The organism is Labilithrix luteola (assembly GCF_001263205.1).
GTDB lineage: Bacteria > Myxococcota_A > Polyangia > Polyangiales > Polyangiaceae > Labilithrix > Labilithrix luteola.
Genome location: NZ_CP012333.1, coordinates 1554816 through 1570317, shown reverse-complemented (window position 1 = coordinate 1570317; position 15502 = coordinate 1554816). Strand labels below are relative to the sequence as shown.

16 protein-coding genes are annotated in these 15502 nt (G+C 66.2%); 9 read left to right on the top strand and 7 right to left on the bottom strand.

What is annotated here, in order from left to right:
* Positions 1 to 20 precede the first annotated feature (20 nt).
* From AKJ09_RS07120 to AKJ09_RS07110, 3 genes are all read right to left on the bottom strand, one after another.
* Positions 21 to 791 carry an outer membrane protein assembly factor BamD gene (locus AKJ09_RS07120; RefSeq protein WP_146646434.1) on the bottom strand — a complete coding sequence of 257 codons (771 nt, stop codon included), beginning with the start codon at positions 789 to 791 and terminating at the stop codon, positions 21 to 23.
* Complete coding sequence (locus AKJ09_RS07115) at positions 788 to 1381, bottom strand: RNA polymerase sigma factor (RefSeq protein WP_169927333.1); 594 nt, start codon at positions 1379 to 1381, stop codon at positions 788 to 790. Before AKJ09_RS07115 ends, AKJ09_RS07120 begins: the two co-directional genes overlap by 4 nt.
* 134 nt (positions 1382 to 1515) lie before the next feature.
* Positions 1516 to 2547, bottom strand: coding sequence for a hypothetical protein (locus tag AKJ09_RS07110; protein ID WP_146646432.1), 1032 nt, complete (start codon positions 2545 to 2547; stop codon positions 1516 to 1518).
* Positions 2548 to 2771: 224 nt separating this feature from the next.
* On the opposite strand from AKJ09_RS07110, the gene AKJ09_RS07105 reads away from it, so the two are divergent.
* From AKJ09_RS07105 to AKJ09_RS07085, 5 genes are read left to right on the top strand one after another with little or no spacing between them, the layout of a single operon-like run.
* Positions 2772 to 3956, top strand: coding sequence for a hypothetical protein (locus AKJ09_RS07105; RefSeq protein ID WP_146646431.1), 1185 nt, complete (start codon positions 2772 to 2774; stop codon positions 3954 to 3956).
* Entirely contained in the window at positions 3953 to 5092 is a 1140-nt protein-coding gene (locus AKJ09_RS07100) for a sialidase family protein (protein WP_146646430.1), read from the top strand. Before AKJ09_RS07105 ends, AKJ09_RS07100 begins: the two co-directional genes overlap by 4 nt.
* Positions 5089 to 6303, top strand: coding sequence for a hypothetical protein (locus tag AKJ09_RS07095; protein ID WP_146646429.1), 1215 nt, complete (start codon positions 5089 to 5091; stop codon positions 6301 to 6303). Before AKJ09_RS07100 ends, AKJ09_RS07095 begins: the two co-directional genes overlap by 4 nt.
* Positions 6300 to 7556 carry an RCC1 domain-containing protein gene (locus tag AKJ09_RS07090; protein ID WP_146646428.1) on the top strand — a complete coding sequence of 419 codons (1257 nt, stop codon included), beginning with the start codon at positions 6300 to 6302 and terminating at the stop codon, positions 7554 to 7556. Before AKJ09_RS07095 ends, AKJ09_RS07090 begins: the two co-directional genes overlap by 4 nt.
* The gene (locus AKJ09_RS07085) at positions 7556 to 9313 is read left to right on the top strand and encodes an IgGFc-binding protein (RefSeq protein WP_240488936.1); all 1758 of its coding nucleotides are present in this window, start codon (positions 7556 to 7558) and stop codon (positions 9311 to 9313) included. The genes AKJ09_RS07090 and AKJ09_RS07085 overlap by 1 nt, the downstream gene beginning before the upstream one ends.
* Before the next feature lie 11 nt (positions 9314 to 9324).
* Here AKJ09_RS07085 and AKJ09_RS07080 read toward each other — a convergent pair whose 3' ends face one another.
* On the bottom strand, positions 9325 to 10092 hold the full coding sequence (locus tag AKJ09_RS07080) for a pentapeptide repeat-containing protein (RefSeq protein WP_146655459.1): 768 nt from the start codon (positions 10090 to 10092) through the stop codon (positions 9325 to 9327).
* A gap of 335 nt (positions 10093 to 10427) precedes the next feature.
* Complete coding sequence (locus AKJ09_RS07075; protein WP_146646426.1) at positions 10428 to 10817, bottom strand: helix-turn-helix domain-containing protein; 390 nt, start codon at positions 10815 to 10817, stop codon at positions 10428 to 10430.
* 221 nt (positions 10818 to 11038) lie between these two features.
* On the opposite strand from AKJ09_RS07075, the gene AKJ09_RS52745 reads away from it, so the two are divergent.
* The gene (locus AKJ09_RS52745) at positions 11039 to 11185 is read left to right on the top strand and encodes a hypothetical protein (RefSeq protein ID WP_169927330.1); all 147 of its coding nucleotides are present in this window, start codon (positions 11039 to 11041) and stop codon (positions 11183 to 11185) included.
* Between the two features lie 9 nt (positions 11186 to 11194).
* On the top strand, positions 11195 to 11536 hold the full coding sequence (locus tag AKJ09_RS07070) for a hypothetical protein (RefSeq protein ID WP_146646425.1): 342 nt from the start codon (positions 11195 to 11197) through the stop codon (positions 11534 to 11536).
* A gap of 106 nt (positions 11537 to 11642) precedes the next feature.
* Here AKJ09_RS07070 and AKJ09_RS07065 read toward each other — a convergent pair whose 3' ends face one another.
* Positions 11643 to 12527, bottom strand: a complete 885-nt coding sequence (locus AKJ09_RS07065) for a hypothetical protein (RefSeq protein ID WP_146646424.1) — start codon at positions 12525 to 12527, stop codon at positions 11643 to 11645.
* Positions 12528 to 12622: 95 nt separating this feature from the next.
* Positions 12623 to 13588, bottom strand: a complete 966-nt coding sequence (locus AKJ09_RS07060; RefSeq protein ID WP_146646423.1) for a bifunctional helix-turn-helix transcriptional regulator/GNAT family N-acetyltransferase — start codon at positions 13586 to 13588, stop codon at positions 12623 to 12625.
* A 271-nt stretch (positions 13589 to 13859) separates the two neighbouring features.
* Between AKJ09_RS07060 and AKJ09_RS07055 the strand changes: the two genes are divergently transcribed.
* Together AKJ09_RS07055 and AKJ09_RS07050 are read left to right on the top strand one after the other, a co-directional pair.
* Entirely contained in the window at positions 13860 to 15005 is a 1146-nt protein-coding gene (locus AKJ09_RS07055; protein WP_146646422.1) for a Kelch repeat-containing protein, read from the top strand.
* Positions 15006 to 15032: 27 nt separating this feature from the next.
* On the top strand, positions 15033 to 15398 hold the full coding sequence (locus AKJ09_RS07050) for a type II toxin-antitoxin system PemK/MazF family toxin (protein ID WP_146646421.1): 366 nt from the start codon (positions 15033 to 15035) through the stop codon (positions 15396 to 15398).
* Positions 15399 to 15502 lie beyond the last annotated feature (104 nt).

Sequence of the window (15502 nt, the reverse complement as noted above, 5' to 3'; positions counted from 1 at the left end):
CCGAGAAATTGGTGGCTTCGTCACTCTTTGGGAGTGACCAATGCGCGAATGCGCTTCGCGTAGGCAGACTGCGGATGCGCCGCGAGAAATCGCTGCGCTTTGGATTGGGCCTCGTCCGTGCGCCCGAGGGCGACGAGGGCTTGCACTTCGATCACGTCGGCTTCGTCGGAGAAGTGAGCGTTCGTGAACGTGGCTCGATAGTCGTGCACGCGCGAGAGCGCTTCGCTGGCGCGGCCTGACGCGAGCACGCGACGCGCTGCCTCGATGGCCGCGAGCTCCGCGTCGATGCTCGTTTCGCTTTCCGTCGTTGCGCTCGCCGCCGTCGTTTGCTTTGCGCGAGGCGGTGCCGACGGCGTTGGCTTCGGCAGCGCCGTCGGGAGATCGTCGATGCGAATTCCGGGGACCGAGGCCGTCATCGTTTCGGGCTGACTCGGCGGCAGCGTGACGTCGGAGGGCTCCGGGGGCGAGACGGGGTGCATCGCGACCACGCTCGTTGCGACGGCGTTCGTGTCGACGTGCTTGCGCTCCACCGTCGATCGAGTCCAGGCCGTGACTCCGATCGTCGCGGCCACCGCGCAAAGCGGCACCCATTTGGCCATGCGCCACAGGCCCGTGTGGTTCGTCACGAACGACAGTGCGCGCGGTGCGCCGGTCACGATCAGCATCGCCGCGAAGATCCGATTCCGGCGCTGCTCGAGCGCTTCGGGCGAGCGCGGCCCATCCTGCTCGGCGGAGCGAAGGAGCTCGGCGAGCTCCCCATCGACCGACTCGTCCAGCAAGAGCCTCTTCATCGCGACGCCCCCTCTCGCTCTTGGCGCTCGGCTGCCATCAAGCCCATGAAAAGCTCGCGTGCTCGGCGGAGACGAGACGCGACGGTACCGGAGGGGATACTCAGCACGTCGGCGATCTCCGTCATCGTCATGGCTTCGAGCTCGAACAGGACGAACACGTTGCGGAAGTCTTCCGGCATCTTGTCGAGGAGGGATTGCAGACGCGCGCGCGTCTGCGAGGTTGCGGCGCTCTGTTCGGGCGTGGGCCGCGCGTCGACTTCGGCGCTCAAGCGCGCTTCGTCGACCACTTCACGTCGCCTTTGAAGGCTCCGGTGCGCGTGCGCCGAGACGTTCGCGCACGTTCGGAACAGGTAGCCTTTCTCGTGCTCACGCGGGATAGAGTCGATGTTCTTGGCGGCGACGAGGAAGACTTCCTGGACGACGTCGTCGACGTCCGCGTCGCGAACGCCGAGGCGCTGCACGGTGCGCCACACGAAGGTGTGGTGCTGGCGAACGAGCTGCTCGCTGCGTGCACGGCGTGACGCGCCGGCAGTCTCCTCCTCGGAGCTCCGCGCGCCGTCGCGCCTATCGCTGGACGAGTGGGAGGTCACCGCCGTTCTGCCATCCAACGGGCTCGTGACGCTCTCGTGGAGAATCGACATCCGAGATAGAAATTCCCGGGCGCGAGAAAACTGATCGGATCACCGGTCGATTTCCGTCGGACGTGTGTCACGGCCGGGGATTTCTAACGAAATCGCCCGCTCACACCAAGGCCGGCGCCGAGGTCGACGACGACGGCCGGGGGCTCGTAGACCGTGCGGATGGGGTCTGTGATCTGGAACACGCGACGCTCGAGAGGCATCGACAGGCCGGCCTCGACCTCGAGCGCAAGCCACGCAGAAGTCTGCCAGCCCAACCGCAATCGGACTCCGGGGGCGGCCCACAACGTCGACATCTCGGTGGCGGAGAGGGCCGGCGTGCGACCGTCGAGGCTGCCGAGCTCGAACGCTGCGCACGGGGACAGCGCGAACGAACCGAGAGCGACGCGTGCGCAGCCCTCGAGGCGCCCGGTTCGCAGGCGAAATTTCGCTTCTCCCGCGCGCACGGGGAACGTCGAGAAATCCGACCAGCCATAGGAAAGACGAAGCGACGCCCCGAGCGGGCCCAAAGCCGGAACGCGCGTCAGTTCGGCGTGCACACGTCCTCCCCAAGCGGCTTCCGACATGTGCTGGTAGGTCGCTTGAAAGCCCGCGCTCCAAGACCACGTTGCCGCGGGCTTCGCGGCGTGCGTGTAAGAACGTGTTTCATCGCTCGAGCTCCGCGTCGGCAGAGGCGCGGGCTCCGTGGTGGGCGGAGACGGAGGAGGTGGCGCGGGCGAAGTACGCTCGGGTTCATGCTCGGCCTGCGACGCGGGCGTGAGCGCGAGCACGACGAACAGAACGAGCGACGTGCTCACCGCGCGGCACGTGGGGGCATGGATTTCACGCACGTCCGGCGCGAGGCCCGGGCCGCGAACGTCGAGGCGGCCTACGTAGCCCCCCGCCTCGTCGGGCGTGATCCGAGCCAGGAAATGCCTCGTGTCTTTCGTCGTCGCCTCGTCGGGGAGGCGGGCGCGCAGCATCGCGTCGAACTGCTCGCGCGATGGGCACTCGGCCGGCGCCACATAGTCGAGGTCGAGCCCGTGGAGCGAGCGCTCCGTCGCGTGCGCTTCGCCCTGCGCTCCGCAAAGCTGCCCGACCAAGAGGCAGGCCGCGAGGGCGAACGAGCTCCGCGACATGACGACGCCAGACCTAGCGCGCCCGACGAGCTCTAGCGCGAGAACGCGCCGTTCGCGTGCACGTTCGATTCGTGCAAAAAACGGCGAGAACGGCGAGAACGCGAGGAGGACGGCGAGGACTGCGACGCATCGGGTAGCGCATCGAGAAATCGTGCGGCCAAGTGATCAGTTCGGAGGGCCTCCGGGAATTTACCATATCCATGGTTTCGGTCTGGAGTCGCGGCGTGGTCGGTTCGGTTTTCGCCGCCATGGCCGTCGTTGGAACATTGCTCGCGTGTGCGCGTGAACCGCTGACGCTCGGCGCCGGGGAGACGAGCGAAACGCCGGGCTTCACCCTGCCCGACGCTTCGACGTCGCCCGTTGCCGATGCTGGCCTCGATGTCGATGCCTCCGTCGGGATGTGCATTGCCACGCAGTGCCCGGCACCGCTCGCGACCTGTACACGTCGCGACGGCACCCTGCCGGACTACGCGTGCTTGACGGACCTGAGCAACGACGTCTTGAACTGCGGCGGCTGCAACGTCGAGTGCCGTGAGACCTCGCCCCGGTACAACCTGCAGATGACGTGCGTCGCCGGCGAGTGCCGTGGGGTCTGCAAACCTGGCTTCGTCGATTGCAACGGCATCCCCGACGACGGGTGCGAGGCGAACACCTCCTCCGATGATGCGAACTGCGGCGCGTGTGGAGTGCATTGCCCGAGCGGTGTCGCTTGCCTGAACGGGCAATGTGGTTGCCCGCCGGGCACCACGGAGTGTGGCGGCGCGTGCGTCGATCTCTCTTCCGACGATTTCAACTGCGGTTCGTGCGGCTACTCGTGCGAGGGACGTCCGCCGCCCGAAGATGCCGGCCCCCTCTTCCCGCACATGTACCTCGCGTGCAAAGACGGGCAGTGCAAGGCTCCTCGCTGCGTCGTGCGCGATCTCGAGTTCTGGGGAGATTGCAACAAGTCGATCGACCCCGACGGCTGCGAGACCGATCTACTCAGGGATACGTCGAATTGCGGAGCATGCGGAGTGCAGTGCGCTCCTGGGCAGAAGTGCTTCGACTTCGGTGGTTCGATCGCTTGCGGATGCAAGCCGGGGCAGACGCTCTGCACGGGAAGCCCTGGCTTCGGGGACTACTGCACGGATACGGAGAACGATCCCTCGAATTGCGGCGCGTGCGGATACAAGTGCCCCGTCCTCGCGAACTCTGCGGCGCCCGTATGTCAGAACGGCCGTTGCAAGACGGAGTGCGTGCCCCGGACGGCGGACTGCAACGGTCGTGACGACGATGGATGTGAATCGGACGTCGGACACGATCCGCGCAACTGCGGAGGCTGCGGGATCTTGTGTGACCTCGCCGCGGGCCAGCCGTGCATCGGCGGGCGGTGTCTGACCAAAGAATGCTCAGGGGGGACGACGCAATGAAGCGCGTGCTCCTCGCCTTCGGGCTTCCTTGTGTCTTTGTGCTGGCGTGCGCGACGAACTCCGACGTGACGACGTCCAACGATCCGGACGCCCAAACCGTGCCGGAAGCGGATGCCGGTCACGCGGAGGCCGGTGACGCATGCGCGGGCGACGCGTGCGCGCCTCTGCCGGTCGACTGTGCCACGGTCGACTTCTGTCCGATTGCCTTTCCCGTCTCGCGCCTCGTCGCTTTGAACGCGATCTGGGGGTCGGGCCCGAACGACGTGTGGGCGGTCGGCTCGCGCGGAACGTTGCTCCACGGCGATGGCAAGTCGTTCGTTTCGATTCCATCGGGCAGCACGACGGACAGCTTGGTTGCCGTGTGGGGCACGTCCGCCACGGATGTCTGGGTGCTTGGGCCATCGGCGCCCCTTCACTCGGATGGCTATCGCGATGGAAGCGCAACGTTGCAAGCCGTCACCGGCTCCTCGTGGAATCCGGTCAACGCTTCGACGGGGAGAATCTGGACAGGGCAGAGCGTAGGCGGTCAGGTGTGGATTGCCGGCGAGCGATCCAATCGATTCGGACCGCTGGCGAGCTTCTGGACGCTCGGCAAAGACGACGCCGGAAAGGACGTATGGAGCGCCTCGAAGGCCTGCGAGGAGAGCGGCGAATGCCAGCCGGCCATGCGTGACCTGTGGGCCGCCGACGGCAGTGCGATTTGGGGCGTCGGCCCGGGCGGCCAGATCTTCGTCTGGAATGGCGGGCCGCGCTGGGCGCCGCAAGACAGTCATACCTTGAACGATCTCGACGGCGTCTGGGGTAGCAGCTCGGAAGACGTATGGGTCGTCGGCGATCGCGGCACGATCCGTCACGGCGCGAAGTCGAGCGGCACGTGGACGGACGTTCTTTCGCCCACGACGAGTCACCTTCGCGCGGTATGGGGCAGCGGACCAAAGGACGTCTGGGCCGTGGGCGATGCGGGAGCGATCGTGCATTACGACGGAACGTCTTGGCAGCTTGGCTCCTTCGGATTGCCTGCCGGTGAGATTCCGACCGATCTACTCGGCATCTGGGGAAGCGGACCCGACGACGTCTGGATCGTCGGCGAAGGACTCGTGCTGCACCGAACTTCGATGAACCGGAGGCAACCGTGAACCGCCGCCTCGCGCTTGCCGGTGTCCTCGGTGTGTTCGCCGCCTGTTTCGTGATCGCGTGTGCGCAAGGCAACGAGCCGACGCCCGCGCCCGTGGCGGAGTCCCCGTCGCTCGACGCCGGCTCCGATTCGGCGACTTTGCCGGCCGATGCGACGCCTGCGCCCGATTCGGGCGTCGTCGAGCTGCCCCGCTGCAGCGCCGACGATTGGTGCTACACGGATCTGCCGAGGCCCGAGTCCTTCGACGCGGGAGGCCCGGCCGCCAATCCAAGCCCCGTCGTCCTACCGTTGTCGTCGGTCTGGGTCGCCGCCGATCATCGAGCGTGGTCGGCCGATGCCTTGGGCCGTGTTCTTCTCTGGGATGGCTCGAGGTGGCGCGGCGTTTTCGTGGCACCGGGCAGCGTGCGCAGCGTCTGGGGCACGAGCTCCACGGACGTCTGGCTCGCGGGAGACTTCGGGCTTCTCCATGGTACGGGTGATCGTCCGGACTCGCTCGCGTTCACCCCGATCACCACGCCGACAGCGCGACCGATCATGCGTGTCTGGGGCACGTCCGCATCGGACATCTGGATCCTGGCCGACGGCACGAACGGCGTCTTCCACCTTACGGCGGCGACGGCGAACGATTCCTCTCCGTTCGCGCCCGTCGTTCTGCCCGGTGGTGATGCAGGTGCCTCGCGCATCCTGACCGGCGTCTGGGGAACGGCGTCCAACACCTGGCTCGCTGGGATGGAATACCAATCGTGTGCGCCGCCGGACTGCACGAGTCGGAGTACGGTCGTCGCGTTCGAGCGGACGGCAGGCAGCGATGAGTGGACGTCGATGACGATGCCGGTTCCCAGCGTCACCGGCGTCATCGGTGGCGTATCCACCACGCAGGGCCAGCTCGTGGCCTTGCAAGCCACGCAGCTCAACACCGCTCTCGCGGCCCGCATCATCAACGGAACGTGGACGTCCGAGCTCGTCGAGGATTACGGACAGGCTCGTTCGATGTGGGGGCAAAAGAGCGACGACATCTGGCTCGTCGGGTATTTCGGCGTCGTGCGGCATTTCGATGGATCGCAGTGGCAGGTCTCCCGCGTCACGCGCTCACCGTATTTGCCTTTGGTGAATCACCTCAATGCCATCGACGCCTTCGTGGATCCATCGGGCGAGCAGGACATGTGGATCGTGGGCAACGACGTGGCGCTGCACCGGACGGCGAAACCATGAAAGCGCGCGCTTCTCGAACGCTCCACGCCTCCTGGATGGTGGCGGCTGCGCTTGCCGGTTGCTTCGTCTTCGCGTGCAGCACGAGCGACACGGACGGATCCTCGCCGACTTCTTCGGATGCAGCCGTCGATTCTGCCGTCCCCGACGCCGCCTCGCCGGACGATGCCGATGCCGCGCCCGACGCTCGCGGCCCCTTCGACGCCGAGGCACCTCCCGTCACTTGCTCGGTGACCCCGTGCATCACGAAGATCGTGGCCGGCCCCAATCACTACTGCGCCGTCTCCAGCGAAGGCGTCGTCTGGTGCTGGGGCGACCCCAATGCCCTCGGGAACTTTGCTCCCAAAACGTCGCCCGCCGCCGATCGCGGCGCCAAACCCGTGTTGCTCGCCGGCGTAGCCGACGTGGTCGACCTCGGCGCGACTCTGACGCACACGTGCGTTTTGCACTCGGATGGCGGTGTGGATTGCTTCGGTCGGGGCAGCGCTGCCCTCTCGCGCGTCGCGAGGGTGGCAGGCGCGAAGCGGCTCGCCGTGGGCGACTCTCGAAGCTGCGTGGTCGACGGAAACGATCAGCTGACGTGCTGGGGCGACAGCTTCGCGCTCGGCAACGGCCAGACCACCATGGATGCCGGCGGTGAGAAGGCCGCCTCCGTGGCCATGAGCGACTACGCGGCATTCGTCGTCGGCATGTCGGGCAGCGTCTATTCGTGGGGCTTCGAAAAGCAGATGCTCGGAAGAACCACGTCGCTCGGCATCGATTGGACGCCCGATCGCGTCGAAGTGCTTCCCGCCACCCTCCAGCTCGCCGCTTCGACGAAGCACGTGTGCGCGATCACCATCGACGGACGACTCTTCTGCTGGGGCCATGGAGACCAAGGCGCGCTCGGCGTCGGGAACTTCCAGGACATGCCGCTTCCGACGGAAGTAGGCATTCCCGGTCCCGCGTTTCCCGCGCAGATTGCGGTCTCTGGCGGCCATTCGTGCGCCCGTACGACGAACGGCCGCCTCTATTGCTGGTCGCGTGCGAACACCTACGGCGAGCTCGGCTACGAAGACGTCGCAGGTGTGTTCGTTCCCGCGCTCGTGTCGTCGATGGAGAACGTCGTGTCCGTGGCTACGGGAACGGGCTCGACGTGCGCGCTGTCGACGAGCGGAGTCGTCCAATGTTGGGGGGACAATTCGAAGGGCCAGCTCGGCATTGGCCAGCATGACTCGCAGCGGCATCCCACGCCGACTGCCGTGGCCTTCCCGTGATGAGGTTCGGTATGAGCCAGTGGATTCGAAGGGCGGGAAGCTTCGCCGTGCTTCTCTTTGCCTCGATCGCCGCGTGCAGCTCGCGCGACAACGGCTTCGAGCAGGACGGAGCTCACTTCGAGCAAGACGCCGGAGGCGACGATTCGGCGCCCGCGACGTGCGGCGGAAAGCGTTGCTCGCGTGATCTCCATGCCGTCATCGACGACTGCACGGAGAACGTGATCGAGCAGTGTCGCGACGATCAGGGCTGCGCCGCCGGAGCCTGTGTTGCCGCGTGTGACAGCGCCGCCGCCTCGCAGGGATCGATCGGCTGTTCGTTCTTCGCGATTCCTCCGGACACGATGCCGCTCAGCGAGTCGTCCTGCTACACGGTATTCATCGCAAATACCTGGAATACGCCGGTCCACGTCACGGCCGAGTTCGGCAATCAAGCGCTCGACATCTCCAAGAGCATCTATCGCGCGTCATCGCAGAACGGCGCCGTCACCTACGAGCGCATCGACGCGATTCCGCCGCGTGACCTCGGCATCGTGTTCCTGTCGCAGGGCGATCGCGCGCCAACGGGCAAGAACCATCTCGATTGCCCCGCAGGCGTCGAAGTTGCCGTGCGTCAGACGGTGGTCAAAGAGCACGCGACCAGCATCTACCCGGCGTTCCACTTGATGACCGACGCTCCGGTCTCGGCCTATTCGCTATTCCCCTACGGCGGCGCCAAGAGCTACTTGCCGGCGGCCACGCTTCTCTTGCCCACCTCGTCCTGGGATATGAACTACATCCTCGTCGACGGCTGGGGAATGAACGTCGCGGCGCCTTTCGTGCAGATCGTCGCCCAGCAGGACGATACCGAAGTTCGTATTCGTCCGAGCGTCGACATTCTCGATGGCGTGAACGTGAGCGGCGGTATTCGTGGCGCGGTGACGACCTGGACGCTGTCCCGCGGGCAGGTGCTCGAGCTCACCCAGCCGAAGAGCCTTGCCGGCAGTCCGATCGAGACGAGCCATCCGGTTGCCGTCTTCGGCGGAACGCAGTGCTCGAACGTGCCCGACAACTCCGCGGCCTGCGATTCGCTCCATCAGCAGATTCCGCCGATCCACCAGTGGTCGTCGAGCTATTCCGGCGTGCCTTACGAATCGCGCCGTGTCGCGGTCGGGACCCGTCCGCCCGAGCAGGTGTACTGGCGCGTGGTCGGCGCCGCCGACGGTACCGTGCTCACGTACGACCCTGCGATGCCGATTGGCGCGCCTACGACGCTCGCGAGCGGGCAAGTCGTGTCCTTCGTCTCGGAGTTCCCCTACAAGGTCAAGAGCCAGGACACGAATCACCCGTTCCATCTCGCCGTCTACATGTCCGGCTCCACCGTGTATCAAACGCTCGGCGATCCCGACTTCGTCGACATCGTTCCGGACGAGCAATTCCTCGACCATTACGTGTTCTTCCTCGATTACACGTATTCCGACAGCAATCTGACGTTCGTTCGTCGCAAAGACGTGAACGGCTTTCACGACGTGACCCTCGACTGTCTCGGCGTGATCACCGGCTGGCAGCCGCTCGGTACGGACGGCACGACCGAATACACCTGGGTCGACATGACCCGCGGTCATTCGCCGGTGGGCAACTGCGGATATGGTCGGCACGAGGCCCAGAGCGACGGCGCCTTCGGTCTCTACGTCTGGGGCCTCGACCAGGACGCGAGCTACGGTTTCCCCGCCGGCGCCGGCAGCCGTCCCACCTCTCCGTATCAGGTCATCGTTCGCTGACGCGCCGCGAGCTAGCGCGGACGACGAAGGCGAACGAGCCAGTGCGCGGGGCGTCGTATTTGGTCGGGCAGGAGCGTGTCGCCGTCGCCATCGGCCGTGGCGATTTGTGGCTCCGTGACGAAGAGACTCCGTCGCAAATCCGCTCCGAAGAGCCGTGCTCCGCGGAGGTCGGCCCCGAGGAGATCGGTCATCCCGAGATCCGCGCGCGAGAGATCGGCGCCGAGGAGCGTGGTCGCGCGAAGGTTCACCCCGCGAAGGTCCGCACCGCGAAGGTCCGCACCGGCGAAATCCTTGCGCTCGTAGTCACGTAGCTCGTGACCTGCCGAGGTGCGCACCGCGAGGCTCGCGCGACGCAGGAGGTTTCCGACGAGCCGTCGTTCGGGCTCGACGTCGAGCAATTCGAGATCTCTGGCGGGCAGGTGAGTCCGGTCAGCGCATCGCTGGAACGCGTCGCGCAACTCGCGCCGCAGGCGGAGATCGAGCGGATGGCCGAGCGCCTCGCGAAGGAGGACCATCTGCTCGTGGAGTGCACGGACCACAGGAAATACCCGCACCATCGACGTTGCCACGTCGGGAGCGTCCCGCCAGTCGATGCCGTCGAACGTGATCTGCGAGACGTGTTGGCCTGCCCCGAAGCAGTCGTAGGTCGTGCAGCCGCGATAGCCCCGCTCACGCAGCGATGCGTGGATCGAGCATCGGAAATGTGGGTCGAGATTCGGACAGGGCTGCCCGAGCGGTTTCGATTGGGCGAAATCGGTCGAGACAGCGAAGGTGGTCATGACACAGCAGAGCGCGAAGCAGTGGCGGCAGTCGCCACGGAAATTCGAATCGACGTCTTCGTCGAGCACGGCACGTCTCCCAGACGCAAACGCGCATCGCCACGCACGCGTGGAGAGCGCGAGTCGGAACGAGCCGCGTCGCTCCGCGATGGAGCAACGCGACGCCCCAAAAAGAACAGGGGTCCCCGATGCGTGAGCTCAGCCGGCTCGAAAGCACGCGGCCATCACGCGAAAAGCGCGCGATCGCACACGATCCCTTTCAGGCCGCAGAGAGCTCGAAACGTGGCTTATGGCTTCGAGCGAGACGATGTCGACGCGAAGAGCAGGCCTCCAGCCTAGCGCGAAGGCGGCGGTCGTACCAGCGCCGCTTCGTCGCACGCACCACCGTCTCGCCTCTTAGCGACGCGCGGCGTATCGCGTGGCGCGAGCGCAGCCGGTACGGACCACCCGCTTTTCCGGAGAAGCACGCGCAAGGCGCGAAGCACGGTGCTCTCGGAGAGGCCGAGGGAGCGGGCGAGGTCGCGAATGCCGAGGCGCTCGCCAGCTTGCGTCAGCCTCGCGTGCACCCGTTGCTCCGGCGTTTCCCGTTCGTGGCCGCGCGTGAGGACGGTGGGCTCGGGCGAGTGTTCGACGGGATCATCGACGTCGACGTAGGGCGCCTCTCCTTCCACGAGGGGCGCATCGAGATCGGTCGACTCCGCCATTCCGATGAAGTGGAGCGGCACGCGGCAGCCGTAGGCCCGGTGTCGTCGACGAAGGCCCAATCCCCATGGGGGGCAAGGAAGGCGCGCAAGCGATGGATCGTCGTTCGGACGAGCGGATCGTGACGCTCGGGCCGATACGCGCGAAGACCCCAGAGCGACGCGACGATTCGCTCCTTCGACACGGGCCCGTGCGAAAGCACGCGAAGAAGCGTTGCGCACCAGCGTGGTGGCGAGGGCTTGAAATGAAGGTTGCCGTTGTCTTCGAGGAGCGCGGCATTCTCGGTGGTCAGGAAGATGATGCGTTTGGCGGGCGTCAGCCCGAGGAGCTCGGGTACCGGGCCAAGGAGGCCAAGGCCCAGGAGACGCTGAAGCACGCGCACATCGCGTGAAACCACGGAGTGGAACAGGGGCGTGAGCTCGTCGTCGGGGAATGCGCGCAGTCGGGCAGGGGCGGTGTCGTGCTGTTCGAGCGTGGCTCGTGCGCGATAGTGCTCGTTCGCTCGAACGAGAGCGCGGAGGCTCTCGAGAGCGCGCGTGTAGCGAGCTCCGTCGCCAAGTGTTCTGCCCACGAGCGTCTCGAATCCGAGGAGCTCGGCACGAAACGCAACGTCTCCCTCGTCGACGAGCTCTTTGGTCTGCTCGAGGAGCTCGGCGCATGCCGCTGGGCCCTGACTCCAGCGGCGAACGTGCAGTCGTGCAATGAGTGTGGTGACCTTGGCGCGTCGCGCATCGACGCGTAGAGCGCCGTCGACGACCACGGCGGGGGCGGTGGTCGCAACAAGGCCCAACGTCCGGACGGTTGAAGCTGGCTAGCTCCGCGTTCGCACGTCACGCGACCTGACGACTTCAGCGGTACGCGCCTTCGACCTGCATGCGGCTGGCGAGTGACGAGGCGGGACCGCCGTGGCGGACGACGCGTTCGAACGCATGCGGAGGCACGCGCGCCTTCACGCCGCGAAGCAGTTCGAGGGCGCCGAGCGTGTCGCCGCGAGCCGCGAGCAGATGTGCCTCGACGACGCTCCAGCCGTCGAGGGAGTTGCCCGTCGCGGCCTCACGTGCTGCACGCGTCGAGGCGAGGCGTTCGTCCGACACGTCGCTTCCTTCGATGGCGACGATGAGAGCGCGTAGGATGGCGATGCTGTTCCGGTGCCTCGGTAGCGCGATTGTCTGCGGGAGCTGGAGCATCGTCTCGCGCGCGACATCGAGCTGTCCAAGCGCCACGGCGAGCACCGCGCGTGCCTGCAAGTATACGATACGCTCGACGTCGCCGAGGCTCTTCGGATCGAGCGCGCCCAACCATCGGAGCGCGCGGTCACTCCGACCGAGCTCGTGGCCGCGCAAAGCGGCTTGTAGAATGCGCACCGTCCAGAGCGAGTAATCGGAGCGAGACTTCGGCGCATGTCGCAAGGAGAGCAGAAGCTCTCCCGTCGTCTCGTCGGGGCTCGTGCACGCGTCGTCGAGCTGGCGGTAGAAGGTTCGCCAGCCGCGGACGTTCCGAACGGCGTACCAAGTCACCATGGCAGCGGCGAAGCCGTCGAGCAGGAGCCCCGTACCGTCACCCAGCAGCTTCGATGCGACCACCAAGAGGAGCGCCACTGCCGGTGCCACCAAGAAAGCGCGGGGGGGAACGGCCCACCGCGCCGCCGACCGAGAGTTCGGATTGGCGGCGAGTCGCGTGGCGATTACGCTGACGAGTGACACGTAAACGGCGGTGAGGACGGCGACAAACATGGTCGAGCTCGGGCGACCACATGGACGTCGGGGCGCCGCGCGCTATTCAATCACGCGTCGTTCGCGAGGGCGAGGCCGCGCGGGCGGCAGGCGCGTCAGGTGGCGCGGTAGCGCATGGCGACGTTGCAGCGCGCGTAGGCGGCGCCGTACTTCTTCATGATGGCCTTGTCGTGCACGAAGCCGAGCTTCTCGTAGAGGCGGATGGCCGGCGCGCACTTCGAGTTCGTGAGGAGATACAGCGTGTCGATCTTCATCGCGTCGGCGCGGGCGAGGGCGGTCTGCAGGAGAAGCTCGCCGGCTTTGCGGCCACGCGCGCTTTCGAGAACCCCCATCTTCGTGAGCTCGTAGACGCCGTCGTCGACCTTCATGACCGCGCAGGTGCCGACGACACCGAGCTCGGCAGACTCGACGAAGAGGATGAAGCCGCCATCGTCGAGAATCGTCTTGCGGGGATTCTTCAGGATCTCGATGTCCTTCTTCTCGAGCGTGAACATCGAAGAGATCCATTCGGCGTTGATCTCGTAGAAGCTCTGCGCGAGATCGTCCGAATAGTCTCGAATCGCGAGCGTGTCGCGGTGACTCTTCGCGATGTCGAGCGCGCGCGTCTCGAGGGGACGCTCGTTGAGCTGGCCTTCGAGGGCCGTGAGCTGCTCGAGCAGCGTGCCTTCGAGCGGTGCGCACATCGCACGGACGGCCTCCGCGATGAACGGCCACGCCGCCTCCTTGGCCTTGGCGACGAGCGCACGTCCGCTCCGCGTCAGCTTGAGGGTCTTCTGTCGCTGGTCGGCTTCGTCGCTCTCGGTCGTGAGGAGTCCGCGATCGACGAGGCCGGTAGCCGTCCGGCTCACCGCGGGCTGGCTCACGCCGAGCGACTCGACGGCGGCCGAAATCGTGAGCGGCCCGAGCTGGTCGATGGCCGCGAGAAGCGCGAGCTCCGCCGGCTGCGCGTCGACGCCCATCGCCTTGTTCACCTTGGCGGCGTCTGCCTGGAGGCGTTCTGCGAGGCGCTTGAGTCGGCTACCGAGGAAAAGATGACCCAGATCCGCGAGTACGTCCGCCATGCGTGGGACTTATAACATGTTATGAATCGCGCGCAAGGCCACCTCAGAGCGGGAAGATCGAGGTGCGCAATCGCGGCCATGACGGGCAGAGCGGGCGTAGCGCGTGCGGTGCTCGAGTCAGGGCTGCCGTGTCATGGCACTCCAAGCGCCCTTCGCCTCGCGCTTCGTCATCGAACGAACGACGCCGACGTTAGTGGCTGCACGAACTTTCTTGGAAGGGCGTGGCGTTCGATGATTCGTCGTGGCACGACCGTTGCGCTTGCGGCGCGTCATGAGCCTTGGGCTTACGCTTCTTCGCGGCCTCGCCGCCCCCTTTCTCCTCTGTACGCTGTACGTGGCTTGTTCATCGTCGGAGTCGTCGGCGTCGGATTCATCGGCGCGCGAGACCACCCAGGACGCCTCCGCGGATGCCAAGCAAGCCGAGGCCGTCTCGTGTGACGACCGCCGTGCGACGTCCGCCATGACGTGCGGCTCGCTCTCGTGGAGTACGAGCGAAGTCAAATCGCGGCCGCGCAACCATCACGCGACGTTCATCGTTTCGACGGCGGCAGGGCCCTACTTGTTCGCGATCGGAGGAGCGGACGGACAGAAGGGAATTGCCTCCGTCGATGCGGCGCCCGTTGCCGCCGATGGATCCCTTGGACCGTTCGAAGGGCGTGCGCCGCTGACGATGCCCACGGGCGGGCTCACGGGAGGTGTCGTCGGGAACGTGATCGTGGTTGCGGGCGGGATGACGGACATGAGCGTGACCGCCGAGAGCTTCCGTGCAGTCGTCGGCGACGACGGGAGTCTCGGCGCATGGGCGCCCGCCGGGTCGACGGGGCGTGCGCGCATGCATCCTGGCGGCTTCACTCGGGGTGATTCGATCTACGTCCTCGGAGGCTTCGACGATCCGAACGTCTGGGACGACGTGGTGCGTGCAACCGTTGGAGCGGATGGAATCGTTTCGGCGTGGATGCCTGCTGGAACGCTGCCGGGACCTCGCTCGCACGCGAGCGTCCTCGAGCGTGATGGCTTCGTGTACCTCGTGGGCGGTCTCGAAAAGTCGGCCTTCGACAATCCGCCCTTGTTGAACGATGCCTGGCGCGGCCGCGTGCTGGACGACGGCTCGCTCGGCGAATGGACGGCGATGCCGAGCTTTCCGGTTCGAATCGCCACTCACGCGAGCTTCTTCTACGGGGGATATCTGTACGTGGCCGGTGGCATGAGCGGCGCGACCGAGCTGAACCGTGTCTGGCGAGCCGTCATCGACGCCGACCACGCGCTTGGCGAATGGGAGGAGGTTGCATCGCTTCCGATCGCCAGAGGCCACGTCCACCAGCTTCCGGTATTCGGGAACCACGTCTATTCGGTTGGCGGTGCGCTCGACCTCGATCTGCATTCGACCGATCATGTCGACGTGGGCGTGTTCGAATAGGCCGGCAGCGCGCTACGATGGCAGCCGATGCGAACGGCGGAAGTTCATCGCGGTGAGCTCTATTGGATCCTCCCCGATGACGGAGCGGGACCGGCGGCCAACTACGCACATCCGCACGTGGTCGTTCAAGACGACGTCTTCAACCATTCGCGCATCTCCACCGTCGTCGTCTGCGCACTGACCTCGAATCTCCAGCGCGCCACCGAGCCGGGCAACGTCCTGCTCGATGCGGGCGAGGGCAACCTGCCCAAGCAGAGCGTGGTCGTCGTGTCGCAAATCTCGTCGGTCGAGAAGAGCCGGTTGGGAGAGCGAATCGGGGCGCTCGAGAACGCGCGAGTCGACCAGATTCTCGAAGGCCTTTGCTTCCAACAGCGCTCGTTCTTCGGCGGCTGAGGCGCCGCTCGCGCTCCTTCATCGTGAAGCAATCGCGACGAGCCGCGTGCTCTCGTGCCGCTGGCCCGTTGTCGCAGCGGATTGTCACGCGCGTCGATTGAGCG